Source organism: Flavobacterium sp. RHBU_24, assembly GCF_046613695.1.
GTDB lineage: Bacteria > Bacteroidota > Bacteroidia > Flavobacteriales > Flavobacteriaceae > Flavobacterium.
In genome coordinates, this window is sequence record NZ_JBKJHD010000021.1 from 31,545 (window position 1) to 57,124 (window position 25,580).

A 25,580-nucleotide genomic window follows, 5' to 3' on the forward strand; every position below is an offset into this window, starting at 1 on the left:
ACACAAACCCATGTCTTCAGTAACCGAATCTTACATAGAAAGCACACGCAAGCAGTTTTTGTACTACAAAATGCTGGGCGAAAAAGCCATGGCACAGCTACAGCCCGAGCAGCTTTTTTATACACCTCATGAAGATACTAACAGCATTGCTATAATAGTAAAACACCTTCACGGCAACATGCTGAGCCGTTGGACAGATTTCCTTACCAGCGACGGCGAGAAGGAATGGCGCAACCGCGATGATGAGTTTCAGGATACTTACCCTGATGCCGCCGCGCTCATGGCAGATTGGGAAGCGGGCTGGCACTGCCTCTTTACTGCCCTTGACACCGTTACGCCCGATAACCTGAACAGCATTATTTACATACGCAATGAGGGGCACACGGTAGTAGAGGCCATCAACAGGCAGCTGGCACACTACCCCTACCACATTGGCCAGATTGTGTTTTATGCCAAGATGCTGAAACAAGGCAACTGGGACAGCCTGAGCATCCCGAAAAATAAATCGGCGAACTATAATGCCGGCAAGTTTTCGCAGGAAAAAGCGATACGCAATTTTACCGATAACGAGCTGCAACACCTCTCAGGCAACAATACCAAATAAATTATGAAACAACTGTTTTTTATACTGCTAACTACTACACTTTTAACCTCCTGCTACAATGCCGAGCGCAACTGCGCCGATTTTAAAACCGGGAAATTCCGCTCTGAAATAGAGATTGACGGGCAAAAAAAAGTAACCGAATTTACCCGTACCGAAGCCTACGAAATAGGTACCTACGACGGCAAGGTGGATACATCATCAGTGCGCTGGATAAACGATTGCGAGTATGTGCTGCAAACCGTAAATCCTAAAAATTCGTTAGAATTAAAGGGCGTACACATGAAAATTTTGACAACTAAGCAAAATTCCTATACCTTTGAATTTTCGCTCGTGGGCGATACCCATAAGCAAAAGGGCACCGTAACAAAACTCGACTAATTATATCACCAAAATGGATTTAAGCTTTTTAAGCAGCCCCGATACCTGGATCGCTTTGCTAACCCTTACCTTCCTGGAAATTGTACTGGGTATTGATAACATCATTTTTATATCTATCGTTACCGGAAAGCTGCCCGAGGCCAGCCGTAAAAAAGCGACCCGCACAGGGCTTTTCCTTGCTATGTTTCTCCGCATCGGCCTGCTGTTTGGTATTACACTGCTTACCCGTATGAAAACCCCGTGGTTTATAATAGACTTTGGGTGGTTCAGCACCAATATTACCGGCCAGGGGCTTATACTGTTGCTGGGCGGATTGTTTCTTATCTACAAAAGCACCAAGGAGATACATGAAAAAGTAGACGTAAAAGGCGAACATGAAAGCGAGCTGAACATTAAGGCCAAAACATCATACGCCGCTACCATTGCCCAGATTTTACTTATCGACCTTATATTTTCTATCGACTCTATACTTACTGCTGTGGGTATGACTAACGGCGCTGCCGGTGCGTTGCCCATAATGGTGGCTGCCGTGGTAATATCCGTAGGCATCATGATGCTGTTTGCGGTACCGGTGGGTGGTTTTGTAAACGCTAACCCATCCATACAAATACTGGGGCTTTCGTTTCTTATACTCATCGGCTTTATGCTGATTATAGAGAGCATGCACCTGGGCGGCGCGCAACTTGCCGGCCAGCACGTAGGCGAAGTACCCAAGGGTTATCTCTATTTTGCCATTGCGTTCTCGCTGGCTGTAGAGTTTTTAAATATGAAAATGCGCAAGAAAACAAAAGCGTAAACAACTTGTTTATAGATAAAGAAGATGGCTCTGGCCATCTTTTTTATTTAAGTCTATTTGTTATTTGTGGAAAGACACCTTTATTGTAACACAGAGATTCCCAGAGCAAGCACAGAGATTCCCAGAGAGAAAAGATTAACACCTTTGGTGTAAGAACACAGAGCTGTATGTATATACTGTAGAACTGTGGCCTCGCGCTGCAAGCGCAATCTAAAATTTAAAAACTCCGCGTATCTCTGCGCTTGCTCTGAAAATCTCTGCGGTATAAATCATGGCTTATGACTCATTTGCGGGTAAAAGCTTCCCGAAGGGCCGAGATTTGAGCAAACCTATGGTCTTTTGTTCAACTACTTTATTACTTTGAAACTCTGCCGCTTTACTATTACAAAAGCATTTTACGCGCCTTCTCTAAATCTTCGGGTGTGTCGATACCAATGCCTGCATGGCTGGTTTGTACCATTTTGATTTTTTTGCCGTACTCCAGGTAACGCAGCTGCTCCAGCTTTTCTGAAGCTTCCAGCTTTTGCATGGGCAGGTTGTAGAAATCCATCAGCGCGTGCTTGCGGAACGCGTAAATGCCTATATGCCGCATATATTTTACCCCCGCCTCCTTATCCCGTGGGTACGGAATAACCGAGCGTGAAAAGTAGAGCGCGAAGTTTTTTTGGTCAGTTATTACCTTAACATTGTTTGGGTTCTCTATGTCCTCCGGGTCAGTAATGTGCATCATTAAAGAGGCAAGGTCAACCTCGCGGGCAATGTCGCCTTTAAATACCTCCAGCACATCGGCCAGCGGCTCCTTGTTGATAAAGGGTTCGTCGCCCTGCACGTTTACCACCACATCCACATCCATGTGCTGTACGGCTTCGGCAATACGGTCAGAGCCGCTTTCGTGTTCCTTCATGCTCATAATGGCCTTGCCGCCATTGGCAACAATTTCGTTATAAATAATATCACTGTCGGTTACCACAAATACATCGTCAAACAGGCCGGTGCCCAGGGCAGCTTGGTAGGTTCGGGTAATTACGGTCTTGCCGCCCAGGTCCTGCATCAGCTTGGCAGGGAAACGCGTACTGGCGTACCGGGCGGGTATTACGGCTATTATTTTCATATTTATGTCCCTTACCCACAGTTTCAGTAAACGGTACGTAAGGTTTATTAATGTTATTTTTTTGGCTTTAGCAACATAACTACTCCCCTTCAGGCTGTACTACCGGGCCCGTCCAGCCCATAATGCCACCGCTAAGGTTATAGGCATTGGCAAAGCCCAACTGTCCCATAATGTTGCAGGCATTGCCGCTACGCACGCCGCTGCGGCAGTATACATAGTAATTTTTGGCTTTATCAAGGCTTTCTAATTCATCAATAAATGCCTGGCCTTTATAAATATCTATGTGTATGGCGCCGGGTATAATGCCGTCGTTCCATTCTTCGGCGGTACGCACATCCAGTATTACGGCTTCGGTGTCGTTCTGGCTGCCGTCCCACCATTGTTCCTGCGATAAATTCATTTCTCGTGGTTTAGATTTTACCCCCAAAGATATTACGCTTTTATAGAACAGCCAATAGCCTTTGTTTCTTTTACGGTAATCTCCTTGCCTTTAAGCAGGGCATCAACGGCATTTTCCACATACTTAACCTTAACCGCCTTTGCATCTTCATAGTTGTCATCTATAGCGCCTATGTATTTTACTTCATTGCCTTTAGCCGTTTTTTCGAGTATATATACGTGCGGGGTTTTTGTAGCGCCATACTGCGGGAAAACCTTTTGGCCTTCATCCATAAGATACGGGAAGTCAAAGCCTTTTTCCTTGGCGCGTGCCTGCATGTTCTCAAAACTGTCTTCGGCCACCTTGCTAGGGTCATTTGGCTGTATGGCAATAACCGGGTAGCCCAGCTTGCTGTATTTTTTGTTAAGCGCTATAATACGGTCTTCATAGGCCTGGGCATACGGGCAGTGATTGCAGGTAAACACCACGATATAGCCTTTAGCCTTTTTAAAATCTTTAAGGCTTACTTTTTTGCCGTCAACATTTTTCAGGCTGAAATCGGCAGCAATGTCGCCCACTTTATAGCCGCCGGCCGCAGGTTCAATACCTTTAAAGGCGGCAAGCGCGCCCACAATAAGGAATAGTGATAAAAATTTTAATGCTTTCATTATGGTTTAATTTATTTAAAGTTAATAAGTTCGTTTTCAAGCTCCTCATAGGTAAACGACCGTTCGTAGAATTTGCGCTTACCTTTACTATATATCACCGTGGCGGGTATGGCCCCACTCCAGTCAGGGTTAACCTTAGGCAGCCAGGTATTCTGGTCGGGGTCGCGCATCAGTATTACCTTACTTTGCAGTTTTTTTCTTTCCATAAACGGCAGCAGGCGGTTTTCGGCCATCTTTGGCATGTCAAGGCTCACCAGTATCACCTTTACCTTTTCGCCTTTATATTTTTCGTTGAGCTTTTCAAAGTTGGGCAACTCTTCAACACAGGGCACGCACCAGGTAGCCCAAAAGTTAACCACATAGGTAGTATCGTTTTTCCGGCTGAGGTAATAGTTAAGCCCCTCCCACTCATACGCCTTTACCGTAGTCTTGCCATTGGTATACACGTGTACGGGCCTGGGTTCGCCCTGTGCTTTGGCGTTGGCAAATGCCATAATAATAAGCACGGTAAAAATAGCTGTGCCGTAAATCAACAGTTTCTTCATCCTATAAAATTATCGCATAATTTTCTTAAAAAAACGCGGTTAAAACCGTTAACAAAAAATTAACACCACAAATAGTTACCGGAACTGAAATTTGAAATACATTTGTATATACAAATATTGTAGTTACAAATATTACAATAACCGTAGCAGTATGAAGATTGAGGAAATAATGAAAAGCAGTAATATGTCTTTGGGCAAACAGGCCATGTTTAACCTTATGTACACCAGTAACCTTATAAGCGAAAAGGTACAGGAGGTTATGAAAGGCTACGACCTCTCCCAAGAACAGTTTAATGTACTGCGCATACTGCGGGGGCAAAAAGGAAAACCCGCTAACATGCACATAATACAGGAACGCATGATAGCCAAAACCAGCAATACCACCCGCCTGGTAGACAAGTTGCTGCTAAAGGATTTGGTTAGCCGGTCGGTATGCCCCGGCAACCGCCGCAAGATGGAAGTAAAAATTACCCAGAAAGGCCTTGACCTGCTTAGCGAGCTCGACCCTGTGGTGGAAGCATCTGAACAGGCTTTTACCCAAAACCTTGACGACAACGAAATACAACAGCTTATAGCACTGCTGGAAAAATACAGGACGGTTTAAAAAGAACAATTAAAAAAATGACAAACTATATTGAAAGCCAGAAATGGCGCTACGCTGTTAAAAAGTATGATGCCACTAAAAAAGTTGCGGCGCAGGATGTAGCCCTGCTTAAAGAAGCCGTGCAGCTTAGCACATCATCAGTAGGGTTACAGCCCTATAAAGTAATTATTGCCGAAAGCCAGGAAATAAAAGAACAGCTTGCCGCAGGTGCAAGCGGCAATAATGCAAACCTGTTCAGGGATGCTTCGCACATTTTTATTTTTGCAATAGAAGTAAATCTAAGTGCCGAAAATGTGGAACGCTATTTGCTTAACATCAGCGGGCAGCGTGGTGTGCCGGTAGAAGCTGTTGCGGGTTTTGGCGACTATATTAAGGGCTTCCTTGCCAAACTTACCGAAGAAGAAAAAAATACCTGGGCGGCTAAGCAGGCCTATATAGCGCTGGCCAGCCTTATACACGCTGCCCCGTTGCTTAAAGTAGATGCCACGCCTATGGAGGGCTTTAATGCCGAAAAAATTAATGAGATACTGGGCCTTGACGAAAAAGGCCTGAGCGCGGTGGTAATAGCTACCATAGGCTACCGCCATGACGAGGATGCACAGCAGCACGCCAAAAAGGTGCGCAAGCCACAAGACGAATTATTTATAACACTTTAATAATAAATTTTCCATTAATCTTAAATTTAACAACAGCATGAAAAACATGAAGTCAATTGCAATTGCCCTTGTAGTAGCCTTTACTACGCTTACAGCGACAGCGCAAACCAAAAAAATCGATGCTTCTAAAAGCACTATTGCATGGGTAGGTAAAAAAGTTACCGGCCAGCACAACGGTACTGTAAACTTTAAAGATGGCGCACTTACTTTTAAAGGCGGCAAGCTAACCGGTGGTACGTTTAACATAGACATGACCTCTATAGAGGCTACCGACCTTAAAGCAGGCGAAGGCAAAGAGAAACTTGAAGGCCACCTTAAAGCGGATGATTTCTTTGGTACTGATAAATACCCTACTTCTACCCTTGTGTTTACATCGGTTAAAGAAAAATCTAAAAACGTATATGTTGTAAATGCAGACCTTACCATTAAAGGCAAAACTGCCCCGGTAGCGTTTGAGCTTACTACAGGTAAAAACGCTGCTTCTACCGCGTTTAACGTAGACAGGACAAAATACGGCATTACTTTTGGTTCTAAAAACTTCTTTGAAGGCATAGGCGACAAAGCCGTTTACGACGAATTTGAACTTACAGTAAAACTGGTTTACTAATAATTTTAGGGTTTATAATTGAAAGGCCGCTTCCTGATGGGAAGCGGTTTTTTTTGTAGTGTTATCTTTTAGAAAAATTACATCGATAGCAAAGAGGCTGGATATTATAAATATTGTTGCTGCCTCCTTTATTAATGGGAATTATAATCTTTTGTCCAGACATATTTATATCTTTTATCGGGACGCATTGGTATATCATTCCAAGGTGATTTACAACCAGGACAAACATCATACTCAGCTAGTTTTGCTAACCATTGTTTTCTAGTATGGTTTCCATCAGCATTTTTTACTCTAAGTGAATATACTGTAGCCCTGCTAACACGACATGTTTTGCAATAGTATTTAATTTTTCCCGTACTTGATGAAGTCCAGGTTCCAATATTATTCATTCCATGCTTTTTACAAACCACTCTTCATTTATTTGTTGTGAAGATAAATAATTTTTCAATCTCCAAATCTTTCAATTTTTCAATCTCCAAAACATTTCCCTCTTTGCAAATAATTAACTAATTTCGTACCGCATAAAAACTTAATACGAAATATTACAATCTAATGAAATACGATATCATTGTTTTAGGCAGCGGGCCGGGCGGATATGTTACCGCCATACGTGCATCGCAACTGGGTTTTAAAGTAGCCATTGTAGAAAAAGAAAGCCTGGGCGGCATCTGCCTTAACTGGGGCTGTATCCCTACAAAAGCGCTTTTAAAGAGTGCGCAGGTGTTTGACTACCTTAAGCATGCCTCAGACTACGGCCTTACAGTAAATGAGTTTGACAAAGATTTTGGAGCAGTTATAGCCCGTAGCCGCGGTGTAGCCGAAGGCATGAGCAAAGGCGTGCAGTTCCTGATGAAAAAAAATAAGATTGAAGTAATATACGGTACCGGTAAACTAAAACCAGGCAAAAAACTTGACGTTACCGATAAAGACGGCAACGTAACCGAACTGAGTGCCGATAACATTATCATTGCCACAGGTGCACGCAGCCGCGAGCTGCCTAACCTGCCACAGGACGGCAAAAAAGTAATAGGTTACCGCCAGGCCATGGTACTGCCGGAGCAGCCTAAGAGCATGATAGTGGTAGGCTCAGGCGCTATAGGCGTAGAGTTTGCGCACTTTTACAACTCTATGGGTACTAAGGTTACCATAGTAGAGTTTATGCCAAACGTGGTTCCCGTTGAAGACGAGGATGTATCAAAACAATTTGAGCGTTCGCTAAAAAAATCGGGCATCGAGGTAATGACCAACTCATCTGTTGAGCGGATAGATACTTCGGGCGAGGGCGTTAAGGCATTCGTTAAAACCGCCAAAGGCGAGGAAGTGCTTGAAGCCGACATACTGCTTTCTGCCGTGGGTATTAAATCGAATATCGAGAACATAGGCCTTGAAGAGGTGGGCATTGCTACCGACAGGGATAAAATTCTTGTTAACCCATACTATGCGACTAACATACCGGGCTATTACGCCATAGGCGATGTGGTTCCTGGCCAGGCGCTTGCGCACGTTGCTTCCGCAGAGGGTATCCTTTGTGTGGAGAAACTTGCAGGCCTGCACGTAGAGCCGCTTGACTACGGCAACATACCGGGCTGTACCTACGCTACCCCTGAAATTGCTTCCGTTGGCCTTACTGAAAAAGCGGCCAAAGAAAAAGGATATGATATTAAAGTGGGCAAATTCCCGTTCTCGGCTTCAGGAAAAGCTAAGGCTTCTGGCGCGTCTGACGGTTTTGTAAAAGTAATATTCGACGCCAAGTACGGCGAATGGCTGGGCTGCCACATGATAGGCGCCGGCGTTACCGACATGATTGCCGAGGCTGTTGTAGCCCGCAGGCTGGAGACTACCGGACATGAGATCATCAAGTCGGTACACCCCCACCCTACCATGAGCGAGGCCATTATGGAAGCCGCCGCTGCCGCGTATGATGAGGTGATACATATATAATTTAAAGATTGTAGATTAAGATTGAGCTTCACTCGGTTCTCCCATTCCGACCGCAGCGCAGCGTAATGGAGACACCGAAGGTTCAACGAAGTTAATCTCAGTCGCCGAACAATAAAATAATCATAAAATACTAATCCGTCCTGATATTTTCGGGGCGGATTTTTTTTTAAAAGGCCTTTTATAGGTGTGTGAAATTTATTATAAAAAGCGATACCTTTATAAAAATAATTAGCGCACTTGTGTAACTTTATGCCGATTAACACCTTTTTATGCTTGTAGATAAAATACCACCATTTGGTTACGTTTTTGGGAAAATTAAGTACGAAATGCTCTTTGTACTGATACTTGGGGTATTCATACATTTTATTACCGAATGGATAGACCCCTACCTGCCGGAAATGCCCCTTACCATAGCAACGTTTTTGGGTACGGGTATATCGGTACTGCTGTCCTTTAAAATGAGCCAGAGCTACGACCGCTGGTGGGAAGCTCGCAAGATATGGGGCGCTATTGTAAACGACTCCCGCAGTTATGTGTTGCAAATGCAGGCCTTTTTGCACAACCCTGATTTAAAGCCACAGATAAAAACCATGGCCTACCGCCAGATAGCGTGGAATTATGTGCTGGGGCGCTCCCTGCGTGGCTTACCCCCGCTTGAAGACTGTAAAGGCCTCCTTAGCGATGAAGATATAAAAGCGCTGGACAGCCATACAAACAAAGCACTGGGAATACTACAGCAAAATGTGCAGCAGATAAGCGAACTGCACAAGCAGGGCGAAATTTCTGATTATACACATGTGCAGTTTAATAATATCTTCATGCGCTTTTCAGACAACATGGGTATGGCCGAGCGTATTAAAAACACGGTGTTTCCTGTTACGTACAGGCTGTACCTGCACTTTACCATTTACCTGTTTGTTATTATACTGTCAATAGGGCTTAACAATGTAAAACTGTTTTACGAAATCCCGCTTTTACTCCTCACCTCTATGGTGTTCTTCCTGCTTGAAAAAACGGCTTACCACATGCAGGACCCGTTTGAAAACCGCCCCAGCGATACTAATGTTACTACCATAGCCCGTACTATCGAAATAAATATACGCCAGCTTTTAGGCGAAAATAAGGTGCCAAAGCCTATGGAAAGGGACAGTTTTTACAGTATGTAGGTTGTTGACGCCGAATTTAAAGAAACTAACCGCAAAAGCACACACTTATATTCGGCGGCCTGTAATACGCTCAAAAGGGATAAGACGATTTTATGCGGTTTGTAGTTGTTCTTTATACAATGCAAAATTTTCATCATCAAAACACACAAACACAACTTCTTCAAGAGTAGCGTTATTGGCTAAAAATTCTTTTACGGTTTCAATGGCAACCCGGGCTGCCGCGGCTTTGGGATATCCATAAATCCCTGTGCTTATGCCGGGGAATGCAATAGAACGTACGTCATTTTCTACTGCGAGCCTTAGGCTGTTACGGTAGGCATTTGCCAGTAACTCAGGCTCCCCTTTTTTACCGCCATTCCACACGGGCCCCACGGTGTGTATAACATAAGCAGCCGGCAAATTACCTGCTGTGGTTATAACCGCCTCACCGGTTTTACAGCCACCCTGCCTGTTGCGTATCGCCACACAAGCCTCTAAAACAGCTTTTCCGCCTGCGCGGTGTATTGCTCCGTCTACACCCCCGCCGCCCAGCAGTGAAGAGTTTGCTGCATTGACGATAGCATCAACTTTAATTTTTGTTATATCCCCTTTAATAATATGTAATTTTTCCATGTAGCTAATTTCCGCAATATTAAATTGCGGTAAAAGCAAATCAGAGTATTTAACGCATCTAAATCGGTAACAAAACATCCGCTAAAAAATAATACCTTTGCAGTTCAATTTTTTGAAATGAGATTACACAGGAATTTGTGCTTTACGGTGATTGACTCACTGGGCTATATTTTTAATGATGGGGAGTATGCCGATAAGGTAGTGGCGCGCGCGCTTAAAAAGGACAAGCGCTGGGGCAGTGCAGACCGCAAGTTTGTAGCCGAAACAATTTATGAAATTGTGCGCTGGAAACGCCTTTATGTAGAAATAGCCGAAGTAAAAGAACCGTACGACCGCGATAACCTTTGGCGCATATTCGCCGTATGGGCGGTACTGCGCGGTATTACGCTGCCAGACTGGAAGTATTTTGAAGAAACCCCCGTGCGCCGCATTAAAGGCCGTTTTGACGAACTGAGCAAAATACGCAAATACCGCGAGGCCATACCAGACTGGATGGATGAGCTGGGCGTAAAAGAACTGGGGGAAGCAAAGTGGGAAAAAGAGCTTGCCGCACAAAACGAACAGGCAAAAGTGATACTGCGTGTAAATACCCTTAAAACCACAAAAGAAAAACTACGCGCCCTGCTACTAGAGGCAAAGATAGATACCATAGTGTTGCCGGAATATCCGGATGCACTGGTGCTTAAGGAGCGTGCAAACGTGTTCCTTACCGATATGTTCAAGGACGGGCTTTTTGAGGTTCAGGATGCGTCGTCGCAGCTTGTCGCCCGCTTCCTTGAAGTGGAGCCGGGCATGCGTGTGGTAGATACCTGTGCCGGTGCCGGTGGTAAAACCCTGCACATGGCAGCGCTTATGGAAAATAAAGGACAGCTTATAGCCATGGACCTTTATGAAAGCAAACTAAAGCAGCTTAAGATACGCGCCAAACGCGACAGTGCCTTTAATATTGAATACCGTATTATTGATAGCACTAAGGTTATTAAAAAACTGCACGAAAAGGCCGACCGCGTACTCATTGATGCGCCATGCAGTGGGCTGGGTGTGCTAAAGCGCAACCCGGACAGCAAGTGGAAACTACAGCCTGAATTTATAGACAACATAAAGAAAACCCAGGCCGAAGTGCTTGAAAGCTACAGCAAAATAGTAAAGCCCGGCGGTAAGCTGGTATATGCTACCTGTAGTGTTTTACCAAGTGAAAACCAGGAGCAGGTACAGCGTTTTCTTTCTGAAACCGAGATAGGCAAAGAGTTTACATTCGTAAAAGACCAAAAGGTACTGGCTTCGGAAAGTGGCTTTGACGGCTTTTATATGGCGCTGATGGAGCGAAAAAAATAACATTGCATCATATTGGTGTTAAAATACCGGCGCACAAGGGTAAACTGCTTACCTTTGTGCGCTTAATTTTTTAATATGAAAAGAATTTCTACCCTTTTTACACTACTGGTTTCGTTAAGCGCACTTGCGCAGATACCGGCAGGATACTATAACACGGCTACCGGTACAGGCTATACCCTTAAAACCCAGCTGCACAATATCATAGACAGCCATACTGACCAAGGATACCAGGGATTGTACACCACCTTTATACTTTCTGATAAAGATTTATACTACGAAAACAACGGCTCTATACTCGATATTTATTCGGAGAAGCCTTCAGGGCCTGACTCTTACGAATATTACTATGGCTCAGACCAGCAGGATGATGGCAGCGGCGGTACCGCTGAGGGTCAGAAATTTAACCGGGAGCACGTTATACCGCAGTCGTATTTCAGTTCGGTAACGCCCATGTATTCCGACGCACACTTTATATTGCCTACCGATAAGTATATAAACGGCGAGCGAGGCAATTTCCCTTTTGGAAGGGTGGGCACCGCTACTAAAATATTTACCAATGGCTCTAAAAAAGGGAGCAACCTCAACTCCGGCTATTCGGCAGGTTATACAGGCGTAGTTTTTGAGCCTATTGACGAATTTAAAGGCGATGTAGCGCGCATGTTCCTGTACTTTGCTACACGTTATGAAGGACAGCTTAATGGGTTTTATACTTCAGTAAACGAGTCGTCTACACAAACAAAAGCCATGTTTGACGGTACCGAGAATCACGCATTTTCTAATACGTTCTTAAACATACTGCTCACCTGGCATGCTCAGGACCCGGTAAGCCAGCGCGAAATAGACCGTAACAATGCCATTTACGGCCGCCAGGACAACCGCAACCCGTACATAGACCACCCGGAATATGTTGCAACAATTTGGGGCACAATAGCCGGTGCTGATAATACCTTCAGCGCAAACCTCTCATTGTACCCTAACCCGGCGGTAAACCATGAGGTACATATTTACAGCGAAACTGTGCTGGAAGACATTCAGGTTATCAACCTTAACGGCCAGCTGGTTCAGCACATCAGTAAGCCGCAAAGTAGTACTGCAAAGGTATATACGCTTACTAACCTGCCTACCGGGCTCTACCTAATAAAGATGAGTACCGGCAACCAGACCGAAACGAAGAAATTAGTAGTTAACTAATACTGAATAATATTTAATTGAAGAGGCTGCCTAAAAATTTTAGGCAGCCTCTTTTTTATGATAGTAGGCTATTTTAAGGCATGATTAAGAGAATAAAATCCCAACCATAAACTAAATACAAAATTTATTCTTTCACGATTTTTTTTGTAGCCTGCCTGCCATTATTAAATTCGGCTTTTACCATATAAACACCGTTTTGCAGGTTACGCATATCAATGCTGGTACCACTGCCTTTAAGTACTACCTGCCCTATTGTATTTATTACCGAAAAAGATTGTATTGCATCGCCGTTTGTAGTGATGGTAACAATATCTTTAGCAGGATTAGGTGACATGGTAAAAGACAGTCCGTTAAAGCTGTCTGTACCGGCTGTTGCTGTTTCACCCTGTACATAAACTGACATGGGAAAATAACCGTCATTGTTAAAAAATACAGCTGAAGGAATATCAATTTTAAATTCGTGAGCGCCGGCTGTTAACGCACCCAGATTTATAACCCTGGTAGGTATTTTGTCGCCCGGGCACCAGTTGTTCCAGCTCCACGCGCTATTTGTATCAGGCCTTGTATTACTTGTACCATCGCATAGGTAATAGATGCAGTTAGGCTGTGTATTGTACTCAAAAAATGGTACGCATGATACACCACCCGGCCTGTAAGACAGCTTTTGCACGCCATCAAGAAAAACATAATGCCACCTTCTTACATACTCTTCTCCGTTAGTTCCGGAACCATGGTTAGAATTAATAAAGTAAAATTTGGCATTTGTGGCTCCACCTTCAGGCACAGTAAAAGGTATGGTCCTTACGGTTTCGTTCAGTTCATCAGTTCCCTGGTTATTAGTTTCGGTAGCCAGTACATAATCCTTAAGCTCAAATTTATGAGAAAGCTTTTCAAAATAAGTATTTTTAGGCACGTAGGTACCTTCCGAAACAAATTCAAGCGATCCCCTGTACACGTCATTCCTGCCGGTGCATATTGCAGGATATTCTACCGCTGCACCACCCTGGCCGGGGCCACCCTGGTATCCGTAAATTTCAAGCTCCACCCAAAAGTCATAGGTTGTAGAAAGTTCTGGATCATGTAATATGTCAAGCACGTTACTAACATCCCAGGTAAAAGGAACATATACATTTCCGTCCGGTACCATAAACGGGGTAATAAAACGCGCTATCTCTATACGCTCTACAGCAGTATAATTATAAGACGTTGCACCTTTAGGTACAAAAGCCAGGTTTACATTACCTATCCTGTCATAATTATCACAGTTAGATGCTGCAGATACGTTAAGGGTAAGGCTGCTGCCAAAAGACGCTATTTGCTCTTCGGTAAGCTTTTTACCATAAGATGAGTTAGTGTTTCTTTGGGCACCTTCAGGAACCGGTGTGCTTACAGTGCCTTCATACATGCCATAATATATAGCATCTTCATAAACAGGAACGGTAACCTGCGCTTTTGCCTTAAAAGCAAACAGCGATGTTAAAAGAGAAAGTGTAAGTAGTGTTTTCTTCATATCCAAAAAATTTAAAGGCGTAATTTACCAATTTAAATTTAATAAAATAGATGAAAATTTAATATTAATATCAATAAATATTTAAAAACAACGAATTTTTGTTAAAATGTTATATCTAAAACTGAAAATAGATAAACGGCTGTGGCCCCGCGGTAGATGCGGCATAAACCAGCCAGAACACAAGCCCCAATATGATACCTTTTAATACAAGTGGTGTTTTATAAAACGCCTGTTGCAAACCGTTTGAAAAACTTTGGGGCATAAGGTGCCAAGCATAGCCTATAGCCATGAGTATAAATACATTTTTATAACCCTGTATGATAGTAAGCCAGTTATGGGGCTCGAAGGTAACTTTGCCTATATTAGTGATGACCTCTATAGCACCGGCAAAGGTTTTAGAGCAAAAAAATATCCAGCAAAATGCCACAAAGTGAAACGTTAGCACAACAGATATAAACTTCCATACCTTACCTCCCACAGAATGGGTACCCGTAGTGGTTGAAGGAAAAAATTCTGACCATATTTTGTGTACCGCCAGGGCAATGCCGTGCAGCGCGCCCCAAATGATAAACAGCAGGCTTGCGCCGTGCCATAAGCCACCAAGCAGCATGGTAGTAAGCAGGTTAACATTGGTCACCATGGTTTTTTCGCGGTCTTTGCTCAGCAAAAATGTAAGGGAAAATACAACAAGCCCCGCGATGCCTAATAGTAGGGGCACATTGCTTACAGGTGCATAGTTAACCCCAAATACCAGCAACCCAAAGAAAAACAGCGCCGGGAATAAAAAGCCCGCGAAACTTCCGTGGCGGTTACCCCCTACCGATATGTATAAAAAATCTTTTAGCCAGGTAGACAGCGAAATGTGCCACCTGCGCCAGAATTCGGTTATGGAGGCCGATTTATAAGGCGTATTAAAGTTAGTAGGCAGCTTAAAGCCCAGTAGCAGCGCTATACCTATAGCCATATCGCTATAGCCTGAAAAGTCGCAGTAAATACGCAGCGCGTAGCCGTAAACCGCCATAAGGTTTTCAAATGGGGTATAGAGGTTTGGCGCGTCAAAAATACGGTCTACAAAGTTTGAGGCAATATAATCGGCAATTACAGTTTTCTTGATAAGCCCGCCAATGATAAGGAACAGCGCCCGGCTTACATCGTCTCGCGTAAGGTTGAGCTTAGTATATATCTGGGGTATAAAGTCTTTAGCCCTTACAATAGGCCCGGCCACCAGCTGCGGAAAAAAAGACACAAAGAAAAGGTAATCGATATAATCCTTCGCCGGGGTAATTTCTTTGCGGTACACCTCTATAATATAGGATATGGACTGGAAAGTATAAAACGAAATACCTACCGGCAGTATAATCTTATAAAAGTTTGTATGGAGCCCAAAAAGCGCGTTGCCGCTGTCGAGTATAAAATTAGTATACTTAAAATACCCTAAAAACGTAAGGTTTACAATAACGCTGAACCATAAATATACCCTGCGGGGAATGGTGCGCTGCTCACGGTACAGGAAGTAACTCAGCGTATAATCTACCACTGATGAAAGCACCAGCAGCAGGAAAAGCCACTCGCTGCACAGGTAATAAAAATAAAGCGAAAACACAGCCGTAACCACAAGCCGTACCTTAAAGGTATTGCGCACGGCAATATATATGGCATAGAAAATAAGGAACAGCCTCAGGAATTTGGCTGTGTTAAAAAACATGCCCTCCTTAGCGTCATACAAAAACCACTTTATTAAATCATCCTGCGTTATCTGCGGCAAAAAATCGTTAAGCTGCATTACTCTTTCCTGTTGGTTTTAAAATTATCATACGCCCGTACAAAAGCATCGCAAAAAAGGCGCGCCTGCTTTTCGTAACCGTCTTTTGTATAGTGCACCCTGTCGCCGCCTATAATGCCGCGCCTGGCATTGCGAGGCACTCCCTGTACACCGCCCATCTCACTGAACAAATCCCACGTGGCATAGTTTTTACTGCTTTCCTGCACCAATATTTCCTTCGCGTAAGACGCTACTATGGTATTGGGATATTTGCGCTTAAACTGCGAAGGTGGTGGTGTCATTACAATAACCGCTGCTTCGGGGCAGTGTTTTTTAATATTGGCCAAAAGTAAATTTAGCTGTACTATATACGCCTCAGCAGGCATCTTATCAAATGATTCGTTAGTACCTAATGACACCACAATAAGGTCGGGCATCAGGGCAGGCAGCTGTTCAAAGAAGAGTGGGTACTTATTAAAATCAGATGCCTTGGCACCGTTAACCCCTATGCTGTGGTAGAGCACTCCTGGTGTATCATTTTCGAGCACCAGGCCGCTCAGGCTGTATGGCGACTGGCCTTCGTTAGGCAGCAGGTATATTTTATCAAGGGCATTATCGCTGTGGTAAAAGTGCGAAAGAGCGTCTTCCTGCAGGCTAAGCGGCACAAATTCAGATCGCCTTACCTCACGGCTTTCCCTTTGGTCGGTAGGTATCTTCAGGGTTTTGCCGGCGCGAATGCGGTCGGTTTTCATACCGTTAGCACGTTTTATCTCCGCTATACTCACGCCATATTTACGGGCAATGCTTCCTAAAACCTCGCCGTTTTTAATGCGGTGGGTTATTTTTTTTGGCTCTGTACTTTCCAGTACTATGGTGCGGCTCGTGGTTGCCACATCAAACATGGGCCGGTTGCCGGGGGTGATTATCTTTAGGGTATTAAATGCATACGCGGGGTCTTTTACATCCAGCTCTACGGCAAAGTTATGCCGGGTTTGCAGCCCAATGCCGCTAAGGCCTACGGGTATGCTGTTATCTACAGGGTAAATGTTGCGGCGGCTGTCCCACCCGGCATTGCTTTTAAAGCGGGTGTTGTAGCTGCCATTGGTCTTTACCAGCTGGTGCGGGAAGGTAAACCCCGCCCCGCCGTTGCCATAAAACTCCTGTAACTTTTTGCGTATGCAATTCGTCATCAGGTCGGCCTGTATGTGGCTGTCGCCAATGTGTACTATATTAATCTTGCCCGCCTTTTGCTGCTCCATAAGGTACAGCTTTTCATAAAACAGGCTCAGCGCCGATGTATTTGTAATCACATTATCGGGGAGCAACACATCAATAGTATCGTTTATACCCACGGTATCTACCGCAGTGCTGTCTATAAACACCTCACCGGTATCTACCTGCCCGCATGCCTGTAAAAAAGACAGCAGCAAAAACAACAAGGCTGTTATCGTTTTATTCATGTAACGTGTCTTTTATTACGGGTGCCACTTCTACGGATTTCGGTTTTATCTGTTCGGCAGGCGTTGCAGGCTTATTAACCTCCTTAACAGGCTGTGTATTTTTAACGCCGGGTTTTACCTCATTAAATTTGGGTAACGCAGGTTTAGCGGCTGGTGTCTTTACTTCAGGCTTAGCCTTTTTAGGTGGTACTTTGGCGCTGTCTACCGCGGGTTTTGTGGTATCGCGTTTAGGCTTAGGCGGTTCTACGGGCAATGGCTGGCCGTTTCGCATGGCCTTAAACTGCTGGTAGCCAAAATACAGCTGGTCGTATATAAAGCCCGATACCTTTTTAGACCCGCGCATGTTAAAGTGCGTATAATCTTTATTAGCCAGCGACGGGGTTTCTTCCACCCACTTTATCATACTGCCGTTACCCCCCATTAGCGTATACAGGTTTACAAAAGCACTTTCAGTATTTACCGCATAGCGCTTTTGGGCCATGGCCAAAGGCACGACAGCCGAATCAGTAACCATTTCGGTGCCATATTTTTTAGATTTATCTGCCGTAGATATAATAAGTATGGTAACACCCGGGAAGCATTCGCGCAGGTGGCTCACCACTTCGGTCATGCGTTTTTCATACCAGCCAAAGTTAAGCGTGCCATTACCCAGTACATTGGTACCATAGTGCAGCACTATAAGGTCGTAGCCCAGCTTATCATTAAAGGCTTTCATCAATGCGGTATTCAGTTTGGCGTTGGGCAGGCCTGAGTTGCCGCGTGTGCCAAAGTTATCTACATGCACGCCACGCCCATCATCAAAATTAAAGCCGTAAACCGGTATGCTGTCGGCCTTGATAAAATCGGCCTTAAATCCTTTAAAGTTATCGCCCAACTTAAGGGTGTTGAGGGGATTTGCCGGGTTTAGTTTTTTCGTAATCGTGTCACCACCTACAATAACCCGCAAGCTTGCCTGGGTATTGCCGCTGCGCCCGTAAAAAAGCGTCGGGCTGCTAAGCGAGTTGATGTGCGCGGTATTAACCGCCTTATAGCGCACCCATGCCGGGTTTACGGTATCGTGCTTTACAAAAAACACGCGCCCGTTAACGCCAAACGGCCTTATGGGGTTTTTAACGTTAAGGTAGCTCTGGGTTTTCCAGTTGTCGCTAAACTGGTGCGTAAGCGTGGCGCGCGACTGCGCACTCTCTGAGGTGATGTTTACAAAGCCCACGCCTTCGCCGCCAAAACGCTCCTGCATGGCCGCACGAAGGTCTTTAACAATAAGGTCGCCATCGGTCATGGAGTCGCCAAAGTAGGCAATACGCACTTTGCCCTGTCCGGTATTTTCGAGCTGGAGGAGCTTATTGTAAAACGCGATAAGGTGCTGGTAACCCCTGTAGTCGTCAAATTTCTCGGCGGGGAATTTTACCCCATAGGTTTCCTTATAGGTAATCTTCGCGTTGTTAAGCGTGTCTTTTTTAGCAGCGGTATCGCCGGTTGCGTTGTCGGCTTCCATGGCTTCGAGCATCAGGCTGTCTACCGCCACGTTGTTGCCCTTAAGCGCGGTCTCGGGAAATATTTTATCGGGAAGGATTTGCATAAAGCCATACATCGCCCCTACCGATACCAGTATGATGATGTATGCCGAAAAGAAGTATGATTTGCCCTGGCTCACAGTCGTGTTTGTATAAATAATTACATGCGTTCCGGCACACCGATGCCCAATAACCCAAATGCCGATTTAATAACCTCGCCCACTTTTTTGCTCAGCTGTATGCGAAACACTTTCTCGTTATGTACCTCAGCACCCAGTACCGGCACGCTCTGGTAAAACGAATTGTATTCCTTAACCAGTTCGTATACATAGTTTGCCACCAGTGCCGGGCTGTGGCCCGCCGCGGCGTTTTGTATAACATCAGGAAACTGTGCTACAATTTTAAGCAGTTCTTTTTCTTTTTCGTGCAGGTTAACCTCTTCCACGCTTAAGGTAACCGACGTATCAAAATCCGCGCGGCGCAATAGCGACTGTATCCTTGCGTAGGTATATTGTATGAACGGCCCTGTGTTCCCCGCAAAATCTACCGACTCCTTAGGGTCAAACAGTATGCGTTTTTTAGGGTCAACTTTTAGTATGTAGTACTTTAACGCACCCAAGCCTATAATCTTATACAGGCGTGCTTTTTCTTCGTCGGAGTAGTCATCCAGCTTGCCCAGCTCTTCGGCTATGGCCTTAGCGGTGGCGGTCATTTCGTCCATCAGGTCGTCGGCATCTACCACGGTACCCTCACGGCTTTTCATTTTTCCCGAAGGAAGGTCTACCATGCCGTATGACAGGTGGTAGAGGTGGCTGGCCCAGTCATAACCCAGTTTTTTTAGGATAAGGAACAGCACCTTAAAGTGGTAGTCCTGTTCGTTGCCCACGGTATATACCATACCGCCCACATCAGGAAAATCTTTAACGCGCTGCACGGCGGTACCTAAATCCTGCGTAATGTATACCGAAGTACCATCGCTGCGCAAAACAAGTTTTTCGTCAAGGCCGTCAGGGGTAAGGTCTATCCAAACGCTGCCGTCCTCCTTTTGGTAGAACACGCCTTTTGCAAGGCCATCCTCTACTATATCTTTCCCTAATAAATAGGTATTGCTTTCGTAATAATTTTTATCGAAGTCTACACCAATGGATTCAAACGTAGCGTCGAAACCTTTGTATACCCAGCCGTTCATGGTTTCCCAAAGGGCCACAACCTCAGCATCGCCTGCTTCCCATTTGCGGAGCATGTCCTGCGCGGCAAGCATAATCTCGGCCTGTTTTTTTGCTTCTTCCTCGCTACCTCCGGCAGCAACAATAGCGCTGATTTCGTTTTTGTAAGCACGGTCAAACTCCACATAATATTTACCCACCAGCTTATCGCCTTTAAGGCCGCTGGTTTCGGGGGTTTCGCCATTGCCAAAGCGTTGCCACGCCAGCATGCTCTTACATATATGTATGCCACGGTCGTTAACCACCTGTGTTTTGTATACTTTAGTGCCTGATGCCTTTACTATCTGCGCTACCGAATAGCCCAGCAGCACATTACGCACGTGGCCCAGGTGCAGGGGCTTGTTGGTGTTTGGCGAAGCGTACTCCACCATTACCGCTTTGCCGTTTTCGTTTACCGGCACAAAGCCAAAGTTATCCCCGGCTTTCATCTCATTAAAAAAATTGATGTAATAGCTGTCGGCAATAACCAGGTTCAGGAAGCCTGCCACCACGTTAAACTTGCTTACAATACCGGCGTTATCCAGCAGGTACTGCCCTATTTTGTTGCCAAGTTCTACCGGGTTGCCCTTTATCAGCTTTAGCAGCGGGAAAATAACCATTGTAATATCGCCCTCAAAATCCTTACGGGTTGCCTGAAGCTCCACTTTTTCAAGGGTGATGCCAAACAGTTCCGTTGCCGCATTTTGTATGTGGTTGGTAATGATATGAGATAAAGCCATGGGTGTCTTGTTTTTTAAAGCGTGCAAAGATAATGATAAATTACCAAGGTAATAAGGGATAGCGTTTTAAAAAATTCGTTAAAGATTTGGCCCTACCCCAGCCTCTCCAGGGTGAGACAGCCAGCGGACGGGTACAGTCTCGCAATAACATATCGGCTTTTTATAGCTATCGGAAGAGATAGATTTATTGCTTAAAAATGAACCAATTACGATTTTTTCAAAAAAAACTGTAACAAACCCTGCTGCCCTTAGTCTTATAAGCATCATCAATCAGTATTTCCCTGCCGGGAGTTTTGACCGACAAAAGGCAGGTGCTAATTAAAAAACGTACAATGAAGATTAAACTGTTGCTTATGCTGCTGTTAGGAAGTGTCATGACTATTGCTGCCCAGACCCAGGGTAGTATTTCCGGAAAAATTACCGATAAAGCCTCTGGCCAGGCCCTCCCCTACGTAAGTATTGTGGTTAAAGATAACGGCACTACCGTAGCCAGCGATGTTGCTACCGACGATGGTAATTTTACCGTAAAAAACCTCCCCCTGAAAAGCTATAAGGTTGAAGTAGTATTTATGGGCTTTAAAACCCAGACCGTTACCGCGGCGCTTACCGCAGCCAGGCCATCGCTTAACCTGGGCACCATAGCCCTTACCGAAGAGGCAACCACGCTTGATACCGTAGAGATTATAAAAGAAACCAGCACCATAGAGCAAAAAATAGACCGCAAGGTAATAACCGTGGGCCGCGACCTTACCACCGCCGGTGCCACCGCCAGCGAGATTATGAACAATATACCATCGGTAAACGTAGACCAGGACGGTAACATATCGTTGCGTGGCAACCAGAATGTGCGCATCCTTATTGATGGCCGCCCCACTACCATGGATGCCGCTACATTGCTAAAGCAGATTCCCAGCACCTCGATAAAAAAGATAGAGCTGATAACCAGCCCCAGCGCCAAATATAACCCTGAAGGGATGAGTGGTATTATAAACATCATCCTGAACAAAAACGCTAACGACGGTTTTAACGGCAGCTTTAATGCCGGGCTTACCTTTGGCGAAACACCCAAGTACAATAACTCACTTGATATGAACTACCGCACAGGTAAGGTTAACTTTTTTGCTAATGCCGGCACTAACGGAGGCAAATATTTTAACGGTGGAAATATGCAGCGTTTTGATACCAATGCGCACACTCTCATAGATGTGGTTAACGACAATACCGGCTTCCTGGGTAAGGTAGGCATGGATTATTATATAAATGATTTCAATACACTCTCGGTATACACCAATCAAAACCAGGGCAGTGGCGATGCCTCTATACTAAGCAATATAACCTACCCGGCGGGCAGCCCCTTTGAAAACATCTACCAGGACAATAGCTTAAACGGCGACAACTATAACAACAGCTACAACCTGGCCTTCAAGCATAAGTTTAAAAAGGATGGCCATACACTGGATTTTGAAACTAACTATAATACAACCAAAGAAACCCAGAATGCCGATTATACCACTACAACCGGTACGGCCGCGCCTGTATTTTACAATGATGATGTGCTGGACAAAAACCAGAATATTACCGCTAACCTTGATTACGTTAACCCGCTGAACGATAAGAGTACGTTTGAGGCAGGCGCCGAGGCAAGGCTTATCCGCAGCGACAATGAGTATCAAACCACCCGTATCCTCGCGAATCCGGCGTTGCAAAACTCGGTATACAGCTATGATAACGACATTTATTCGGCGTATGCCACCTTCGGGCAAAAATTTAGCAAGTTCAGTTACCAGCTGGGGCTTCGCGCGGAGCATTTTAAGGCGTATGCCGACTTTAACAGGGGTGATAGTACCTTTGAAAACAAATATTTTACACTGTACCCGTCAGCATTCGCCTCGTATGCCATAAACGATAACAACACGGTACAGATAAGCTACAGCCGCCGTGTAGACCGCCCCAGCCTGCAGCAAACCAAGCCGGTACGGGAGTTTAGCACGCCACAGTTTACCTCGCTGGGCAACCAGAGGCTGGAGCCGCAGTTTACTAACTCGGTTGAGGCAAACTATACCCGGACACTGGGCAAAGGTTCTTCAATAACCGGCGGTGTGTTTTACAGGCTGATAGACAACCAGATAAACCGTGTTATTTACCCCGATGAAACCACACCCGATACCCAGGACCAGATTATGAGCTATGCTAACTTTGGCCACAATGACTCGTATGGCTTTGAGGTTTCGGCAAACTATAAAATAAATAAATGGTGGGATGTGCAGCCGGCCATCGACTTTAACAGCATCTCGCAGCAGGGTACTGTGGCGCAGCTTGCAGAGGGCTCTGATACCGACTTTGTGTTTGTAAACAAAACGGTAAATGCTAACGCGTTTAACGCCCGCCTTAACAGCAACTTTAGAGTAAACCAGCGCCTTAGCTTTTTGCTGTTTGGGTTTTACCGCGGCGGTGTAGACGGTGTGCAGAACAACAGCCACCCTATGTATAAAATAGACAGCGGCGCACGCTACACGCTGCTGGACAATAAGATGACCCTTAGCCTGCGCTTTAACGACATGTTTAAGAACATGCGCTATGGTTATGACAGTACCAACCCTTTCCCGCAGGAGGGCGAGTTCCGCTGGGAGAGCCGCACGGTATATTTTGGAATAAACTATATGTTTGGCGCCGGAAAAAACAGGGCCATGCAGCGCAGGCAGCGCGAAGACAACACCACACAGGGAAGCGGCGGCATGTTTTAAACCCCGCCCTACCCTGCCTTAACTCTGGCACTAACAATGCGTTTTCTCATATCAGATTTTTTAGGTTGTAAGCCCCGGCAATTGCCGGGGCTTACTTTTTTGACCTAACCACAAAAGAAAATTAGTTACAAACTATTAATATCGTGTTATTTGGCTAATTGCTAACAATTGTATAACGCTGATGCTGTTAACTTTACTCTACAACAAATAAACAGCTATACATTATGGACTCGATTAACAAACAACAGCCCGAAGACAATTTTAAAAACCTTGTGGGGCCTGAAGCGATTGAAAAGATAAAATCTTTGGCTAAAAAAGCAGGTTCGTGCTTTTTCTGCACCCAGATAACTACCGGTAAGGCATTTGAAACACGCCCTATGGGTGCCGAAGAAATTGACGAGGAAGGCAACTTCTGGTTTTTAAGTGCTAATGACTCCCATAAAAACGAAGAGCTAAATCGCGACCCATCGACTCAGTTACTGTTTCAGGGTGGCGCGCACAGTGATTTTCTTTCTCTTTATGGTTACACAACGATAAGTACTGATAAAGAAAAGATTAAAGAATTATGGGACCCGTTGATGAAAACCTGGTTTACTGAGGGTATCGACGACCCGCGCATTACCGTACTGCGCTTTACCCCTACTGAAGGCTACTACTGGGATACTAAACACGGTACAGCCGTTGCCTTTGCTAAAATGGTAACCGGCGCAATACTGGGCAAAACCCTTGATGACAGTATTGAAGGCGAAATAAGACCTTAAAAAGTTGAAAGTGAAAAGTTGAAAGTTTTGGCGCGGATATATCATTTGTGCCAAAACTTTTTATTTTTTACCCTTCCCTACCGGCGTTGCCCAGCAGGCGCAGCGCGAGGTCAATTTCTGTAAGCGATCTGTTTTCCGGCCTCTCTGAATCTTTTACCGCATTGAGAAAGTAGTAAAAATTAAACAGGCTGTAAAACTCGCTGCCATTGTAGCTGTATTCTGCTTTACCGGCGGTTTCATCTGCCGTGAAAAACTCCAGCTTACCGTTTAAACCAAAAGGCTTGGGCATATAAATTTCAACCGCATCGGCGTCGCAGTCTAACCGTTGCATTTTGCAAAAATCATCGTAGGTGTTGTCGTCGCTTTTAAAGTAGGTTATGAGTTCGGGTAGGGTCATTTATATTCAGTTTTATATGTCTGGAATTAATCAGCCTGCTTTAAGTCGTGAGCAACATTTGCAAAAACGGTAATGCTTTACCATAATCAAGTTCAGTATATTCAAGGCCCAGCGCTCTTAAATTGTGGTAATAAAGCTTATGGTTATTGTAATAATTTTTTTCCGATTGTATAAACCAGGCTCTACTACCCAGTTTTTCGGCTAAAAACCATTTTTCGAGCAGCCTCCCGGTACGCCCGTTACCGTCTTCAAAGGGGTGGATTTTTACAAAAACGAGATGCAGCATGGCAGCATAATAAAACACTTCGGCAAAAGATAAATTTTCATTCATAAGGATTTCTAAATCCTGATAAAATTTTTCCATTTCGCCCGGAACCATAGCAGGTTCGGCTGCTACATATTCTATTTTGCCATCATCAGTAATTACAAACATAGGCCCGTTCCTAAAGCGCCCCTGTTTCGTCGGGTGTAGTATATTCCTGGTAAGCAATGCGTGTGCCAATAATACATTATCTGCAGTTAGCGGATTTTCTGCGGCAAATTCATAGGCACTGTACAGGTCGTCAATCTTTTGGGTATAGTCCGGTTTGTAGTGCACACCCAAGCGTTTGTGTTTTATAAAGCTGTCCAAATCCATTTCCTCTCCTTCAATTTTAGATGAAAACACCGCCGAAACCGAGGTGTAAAAACTAAAGGTGCCGGTGCTTAGTTCGCTTTCCTGAAGGTTTTTAAAATGGCCTTCAGTAGCGGCATCAAATTGTTCTTTATACAATTGCAATAAGCTGCCCGGCAGTATCTGAAGGTTTTGTTCCATAAACCAAATATAAACAAAAAACAGCCACCCTTCGACACGCTCAGGATGACTGTTTTTTACCCGCAGCCTTTCAGCCACGG

General features: G+C 44.8%; 26 protein-coding genes. 12 read left to right on the forward strand and 14 right to left on the reverse strand.

Annotated elements, in window-relative coordinates; all coding sequences use genetic code 11:
* Nucleotides 1–10 precede the first annotated feature (10 nt).
* Genes ACLI09_RS16000 through ACLI09_RS16010 form a run of 3 tightly spaced genes read left to right on the forward strand, consistent with a single transcriptional unit; the run spans nt 11 to nt 1,778 of the window.
* Entirely contained in the window at nt 11–604 is a 594-nt protein-coding gene (locus tag ACLI09_RS16000; RefSeq protein WP_411420647.1) for a DUF1572 family protein, read from the forward strand.
* Nucleotides 605–607: 3 nt separating this feature from the next.
* A complete protein-coding gene (locus ACLI09_RS16005; RefSeq protein WP_411420648.1) occupies nt 608–982 on the forward strand; it encodes a DNA topoisomerase IV in 375 nt (124 codons plus the stop codon).
* A gap of 13 nt (nt 983–995) precedes the next feature.
* Nucleotides 996–1,778 carry a TerC family protein gene (locus ACLI09_RS16010; protein ID WP_411420649.1) on the forward strand — a complete coding sequence of 261 codons (783 nt, stop codon included), beginning with the start codon at nt 996–998 and terminating at the stop codon, nt 1,776–1,778.
* Between the two features lie 382 nt (nt 1,779–2,160).
* Here ACLI09_RS16010 and kdsB read toward each other — a convergent pair whose 3' ends face one another.
* The 4 genes from kdsB to ACLI09_RS16030 all read right to left on the reverse strand — a co-directional run bounded on the left by kdsB (nt 2,161) and on the right by ACLI09_RS16030 (nt 4,481).
* Nucleotides 2,161–2,889 (reverse strand): 3-deoxy-manno-octulosonate cytidylyltransferase, encoded by a 729-nt coding sequence (kdsB, locus tag ACLI09_RS16015; protein ID WP_411420650.1) that lies wholly within the window; start codon nt 2,887–2,889, stop codon nt 2,161–2,163.
* Between the two features lie 79 nt (nt 2,890–2,968).
* Nucleotides 2,969–3,289, reverse strand: coding sequence for a rhodanese-like domain-containing protein (locus tag ACLI09_RS16020; protein WP_411420651.1), 321 nt, complete (start codon nt 3,287–3,289; stop codon nt 2,969–2,971).
* 32 nt (nt 3,290–3,321) lie between these two features.
* Nucleotides 3,322–3,936 carry a thioredoxin family protein gene (locus tag ACLI09_RS16025; RefSeq protein WP_411420652.1) on the reverse strand — a complete coding sequence of 205 codons (615 nt, stop codon included), beginning with the start codon at nt 3,934–3,936 and terminating at the stop codon, nt 3,322–3,324.
* Nucleotides 3,937–3,947: 11 nt separating this feature from the next.
* Complete coding sequence (locus tag ACLI09_RS16030; RefSeq protein ID WP_411420653.1) at nt 3,948–4,481, reverse strand: TlpA disulfide reductase family protein; 534 nt, start codon at nt 4,479–4,481, stop codon at nt 3,948–3,950.
* Between the two features lie 151 nt (nt 4,482–4,632).
* Here ACLI09_RS16030 and ACLI09_RS16035 point away from each other — a divergent pair, with 151 nt between their 5' ends.
* The 3 genes from ACLI09_RS16035 to ACLI09_RS16045 are packed head-to-tail and all read left to right on the forward strand — an operon-like array spanning nt 4,633 to nt 6,348.
* Nucleotides 4,633–5,085 (forward strand): MarR family winged helix-turn-helix transcriptional regulator, encoded by a 453-nt coding sequence (locus ACLI09_RS16035; protein ID WP_411420654.1) that lies wholly within the window; start codon nt 4,633–4,635, stop codon nt 5,083–5,085.
* Between the two features lie 17 nt (nt 5,086–5,102).
* Complete coding sequence (locus ACLI09_RS16040; RefSeq protein ID WP_411420655.1) at nt 5,103–5,741, forward strand: NAD(P)H-dependent oxidoreductase; 639 nt, start codon at nt 5,103–5,105, stop codon at nt 5,739–5,741.
* A 37-nt stretch (nt 5,742–5,778) separates the two neighbouring features.
* Entirely contained in the window at nt 5,779–6,348 is a 570-nt protein-coding gene (locus tag ACLI09_RS16045; RefSeq protein WP_411420656.1) for a YceI family protein, read from the forward strand.
* Nucleotides 6,349–6,409: 61 nt separating this feature from the next.
* On the opposite strand, the gene ACLI09_RS16050 is transcribed toward ACLI09_RS16045, so the two are convergent.
* Together ACLI09_RS16050 and ACLI09_RS16055 are read right to left on the reverse strand one after the other, a co-directional pair.
* Nucleotides 6,410–6,511, reverse strand: a complete 102-nt coding sequence (locus tag ACLI09_RS16050) for an HNH endonuclease (protein WP_411420657.1) — start codon at nt 6,509–6,511, stop codon at nt 6,410–6,412.
* Nucleotides 6,480–6,737, reverse strand: a complete 258-nt coding sequence (locus tag ACLI09_RS16055) for a hypothetical protein (protein WP_411420680.1) — start codon at nt 6,735–6,737, stop codon at nt 6,480–6,482. The genes ACLI09_RS16050 and ACLI09_RS16055 overlap by 32 nt, the downstream gene beginning before the upstream one ends.
* 163 nt (nt 6,738–6,900) lie before the next feature.
* Between ACLI09_RS16055 and lpdA the strand changes: the two genes are divergently transcribed.
* Nucleotides 6,901–8,289, forward strand: coding sequence for a dihydrolipoyl dehydrogenase (lpdA, locus tag ACLI09_RS16060; RefSeq protein ID WP_411420658.1), 1,389 nt, complete (start codon nt 6,901–6,903; stop codon nt 8,287–8,289).
* Between the two features lie 269 nt (nt 8,290–8,558).
* A complete protein-coding gene (locus tag ACLI09_RS16065; RefSeq protein ID WP_411420659.1) occupies nt 8,559–9,455 on the forward strand; it encodes a bestrophin family protein in 897 nt (298 codons plus the stop codon).
* A gap of 90 nt (nt 9,456–9,545) precedes the next feature.
* On the opposite strand, the gene ACLI09_RS16070 is transcribed toward ACLI09_RS16065, so the two are convergent.
* A complete protein-coding gene (locus ACLI09_RS16070; protein WP_411420660.1) occupies nt 9,546–10,067 on the reverse strand; it encodes an O-acetyl-ADP-ribose deacetylase in 522 nt (173 codons plus the stop codon).
* 117 nt (nt 10,068–10,184) lie between these two features.
* Between ACLI09_RS16070 and ACLI09_RS16075 the strand changes: the two genes are divergently transcribed.
* Both ACLI09_RS16075 and ACLI09_RS16080 read left to right on the forward strand, forming a co-directional pair.
* A complete protein-coding gene (locus tag ACLI09_RS16075; RefSeq protein WP_411420661.1) occupies nt 10,185–11,402 on the forward strand; it encodes an RsmB/NOP family class I SAM-dependent RNA methyltransferase in 1,218 nt (405 codons plus the stop codon).
* A 75-nt stretch (nt 11,403–11,477) separates the two neighbouring features.
* Nucleotides 11,478–12,593 carry an endonuclease gene (locus tag ACLI09_RS16080; protein ID WP_411420662.1) on the forward strand — a complete coding sequence of 372 codons (1,116 nt, stop codon included), beginning with the start codon at nt 11,478–11,480 and terminating at the stop codon, nt 12,591–12,593.
* A 124-nt stretch (nt 12,594–12,717) separates the two neighbouring features.
* Here the strand turns inward: ACLI09_RS16080 and ACLI09_RS16085 are convergent, their stop codons facing one another.
* The 5 genes from ACLI09_RS16085 to argS all read right to left on the reverse strand — a co-directional run bounded on the left by ACLI09_RS16085 (nt 12,718) and on the right by argS (nt 20,784).
* Nucleotides 12,718–14,103 carry a peptide-N-glycosidase F-related protein gene (locus ACLI09_RS16085; RefSeq protein WP_411420663.1) on the reverse strand — a complete coding sequence of 462 codons (1,386 nt, stop codon included), beginning with the start codon at nt 14,101–14,103 and terminating at the stop codon, nt 12,718–12,720.
* 115 nt (nt 14,104–14,218) lie between these two features.
* On the reverse strand, nt 14,219–15,886 hold the full coding sequence (locus tag ACLI09_RS16090; RefSeq protein ID WP_411420664.1) for an MBOAT family O-acyltransferase: 1,668 nt from the start codon (nt 15,884–15,886) through the stop codon (nt 14,219–14,221).
* Nucleotides 15,886–17,325, reverse strand: coding sequence for a LysM peptidoglycan-binding domain-containing protein (locus ACLI09_RS16095; protein ID WP_411420665.1), 1,440 nt, complete (start codon nt 17,323–17,325; stop codon nt 15,886–15,888). Before ACLI09_RS16095 ends, ACLI09_RS16090 begins: the two co-directional genes overlap by 1 nt.
* Nucleotides 17,318–18,979, reverse strand: coding sequence for a hypothetical protein (locus tag ACLI09_RS16100; protein ID WP_411420666.1), 1,662 nt, complete (start codon nt 18,977–18,979; stop codon nt 17,318–17,320). The genes ACLI09_RS16095 and ACLI09_RS16100 overlap by 8 nt, the downstream gene beginning before the upstream one ends.
* A gap of 20 nt (nt 18,980–18,999) precedes the next feature.
* Nucleotides 19,000–20,784, reverse strand: a complete 1,785-nt coding sequence (argS, locus tag ACLI09_RS16105) for an arginine--tRNA ligase (RefSeq protein ID WP_411420667.1) — start codon at nt 20,782–20,784, stop codon at nt 19,000–19,002.
* Nucleotides 20,785–21,116: 332 nt separating this feature from the next.
* Here argS and ACLI09_RS16110 point away from each other — a divergent pair, with 332 nt between their 5' ends.
* A complete protein-coding gene (locus ACLI09_RS16110; protein ID WP_411420668.1) occupies nt 21,117–23,528 on the forward strand; it encodes a TonB-dependent receptor domain-containing protein in 2,412 nt (803 codons plus the stop codon).
* A gap of 224 nt (nt 23,529–23,752) precedes the next feature.
* A complete protein-coding gene (locus ACLI09_RS16115) occupies nt 23,753–24,289 on the forward strand; it encodes a pyridoxamine 5'-phosphate oxidase family protein (RefSeq protein WP_411420669.1) in 537 nt (178 codons plus the stop codon).
* Nucleotides 24,290–24,356: 67 nt separating this feature from the next.
* Here the strand turns inward: ACLI09_RS16115 and ACLI09_RS16120 are convergent, their stop codons facing one another.
* Both ACLI09_RS16120 and ACLI09_RS16125 read right to left on the reverse strand, forming a co-directional pair.
* Nucleotides 24,357–24,686 (reverse strand): hypothetical protein, encoded by a 330-nt coding sequence (locus ACLI09_RS16120; protein WP_411420670.1) that lies wholly within the window; start codon nt 24,684–24,686, stop codon nt 24,357–24,359.
* 40 nt (nt 24,687–24,726) lie between these two features.
* A complete protein-coding gene (locus tag ACLI09_RS16125) occupies nt 24,727–25,500 on the reverse strand; it encodes a Fic family protein (protein WP_411420671.1) in 774 nt (257 codons plus the stop codon).
* Nucleotides 25,501–25,580: the final 80 nt, after the last annotated feature.

What these genes read in the sequence shown, in the direction of transcription:
- ACLI09_RS16000 (WP_411420647.1), top strand. Translation starts at nt 11, where the DNA reads ATGTCTTCAGTAACCGAATCTTACATAGAAAGCACACGCAAGCAGTTT.
- ACLI09_RS16005 (WP_411420648.1), top strand. Translation starts at nt 608, where the DNA reads ATGAAACAACTGTTTTTTATACTGCTAACTACTACACTTTTAACCTCC.
- ACLI09_RS16010 (WP_411420649.1), top strand. Translation starts at nt 996, where the DNA reads ATGGATTTAAGCTTTTTAAGCAGCCCCGATACCTGGATCGCTTTGCTA.
- kdsB (WP_411420650.1), bottom strand. Translation starts at nt 2,889, where the DNA reads ATGAAAATAATAGCCGTAATACCCGCCCGGTACGCCAGTACGCGTTTC.
- ACLI09_RS16020 (WP_411420651.1), bottom strand. Translation starts at nt 3,289, where the DNA reads ATGAATTTATCGCAGGAACAATGGTGGGACGGCAGCCAGAACGACACC.
- ACLI09_RS16025 (WP_411420652.1), bottom strand. Translation starts at nt 3,936, where the DNA reads ATGAAAGCATTAAAATTTTTATCACTATTCCTTATTGTGGGCGCGCTT.
- ACLI09_RS16030 (WP_411420653.1), bottom strand. Translation starts at nt 4,481, where the DNA reads ATGAAGAAACTGTTGATTTACGGCACAGCTATTTTTACCGTGCTTATT.
- ACLI09_RS16035 (WP_411420654.1), top strand. Translation starts at nt 4,633, where the DNA reads ATGAAGATTGAGGAAATAATGAAAAGCAGTAATATGTCTTTGGGCAAA.
- ACLI09_RS16040 (WP_411420655.1), top strand. Translation starts at nt 5,103, where the DNA reads ATGACAAACTATATTGAAAGCCAGAAATGGCGCTACGCTGTTAAAAAG.
- ACLI09_RS16045 (WP_411420656.1), top strand. Translation starts at nt 5,779, where the DNA reads ATGAAAAACATGAAGTCAATTGCAATTGCCCTTGTAGTAGCCTTTACT.
- ACLI09_RS16050 (WP_411420657.1), bottom strand. Translation starts at nt 6,511, where the DNA reads ATGTCTGGACAAAAGATTATAATTCCCATTAATAAAGGAGGCAGCAAC.
- ACLI09_RS16055 (WP_411420680.1), bottom strand. Translation starts at nt 6,737, where the DNA reads ATGAATAATATTGGAACCTGGACTTCATCAAGTACGGGAAAAATTAAA.
- lpdA (WP_411420658.1), top strand. Translation starts at nt 6,901, where the DNA reads ATGAAATACGATATCATTGTTTTAGGCAGCGGGCCGGGCGGATATGTT.
- ACLI09_RS16065 (WP_411420659.1), top strand. Translation starts at nt 8,559, where the DNA reads ATGCTTGTAGATAAAATACCACCATTTGGTTACGTTTTTGGGAAAATT.
- ACLI09_RS16070 (WP_411420660.1), bottom strand. Translation starts at nt 10,067, where the DNA reads ATGGAAAAATTACATATTATTAAAGGGGATATAACAAAAATTAAAGTT.
- ACLI09_RS16075 (WP_411420661.1), top strand. Translation starts at nt 10,185, where the DNA reads ATGAGATTACACAGGAATTTGTGCTTTACGGTGATTGACTCACTGGGC.
- ACLI09_RS16080 (WP_411420662.1), top strand. Translation starts at nt 11,478, where the DNA reads ATGAAAAGAATTTCTACCCTTTTTACACTACTGGTTTCGTTAAGCGCA.
- ACLI09_RS16085 (WP_411420663.1), bottom strand. Translation starts at nt 14,103, where the DNA reads ATGAAGAAAACACTACTTACACTTTCTCTTTTAACATCGCTGTTTGCT.
- ACLI09_RS16090 (WP_411420664.1), bottom strand. Translation starts at nt 15,886, where the DNA reads ATGCAGCTTAACGATTTTTTGCCGCAGATAACGCAGGATGATTTAATA.
- ACLI09_RS16095 (WP_411420665.1), bottom strand. Translation starts at nt 17,325, where the DNA reads ATGAATAAAACGATAACAGCCTTGTTGTTTTTGCTGCTGTCTTTTTTA.
- argS (WP_411420667.1), bottom strand. Translation starts at nt 20,784, where the DNA reads ATGGCTTTATCTCATATCATTACCAACCACATACAAAATGCGGCAACG.
- ACLI09_RS16110 (WP_411420668.1), top strand. Translation starts at nt 21,117, where the DNA reads ATGAAGATTAAACTGTTGCTTATGCTGCTGTTAGGAAGTGTCATGACT.
- ACLI09_RS16115 (WP_411420669.1), top strand. Translation starts at nt 23,753, where the DNA reads ATGGACTCGATTAACAAACAACAGCCCGAAGACAATTTTAAAAACCTT.
- ACLI09_RS16120 (WP_411420670.1), bottom strand. Translation starts at nt 24,686, where the DNA reads ATGACCCTACCCGAACTCATAACCTACTTTAAAAGCGACGACAACACC.
- ACLI09_RS16125 (WP_411420671.1), bottom strand. Translation starts at nt 25,500, where the DNA reads ATGGAACAAAACCTTCAGATACTGCCGGGCAGCTTATTGCAATTGTAT.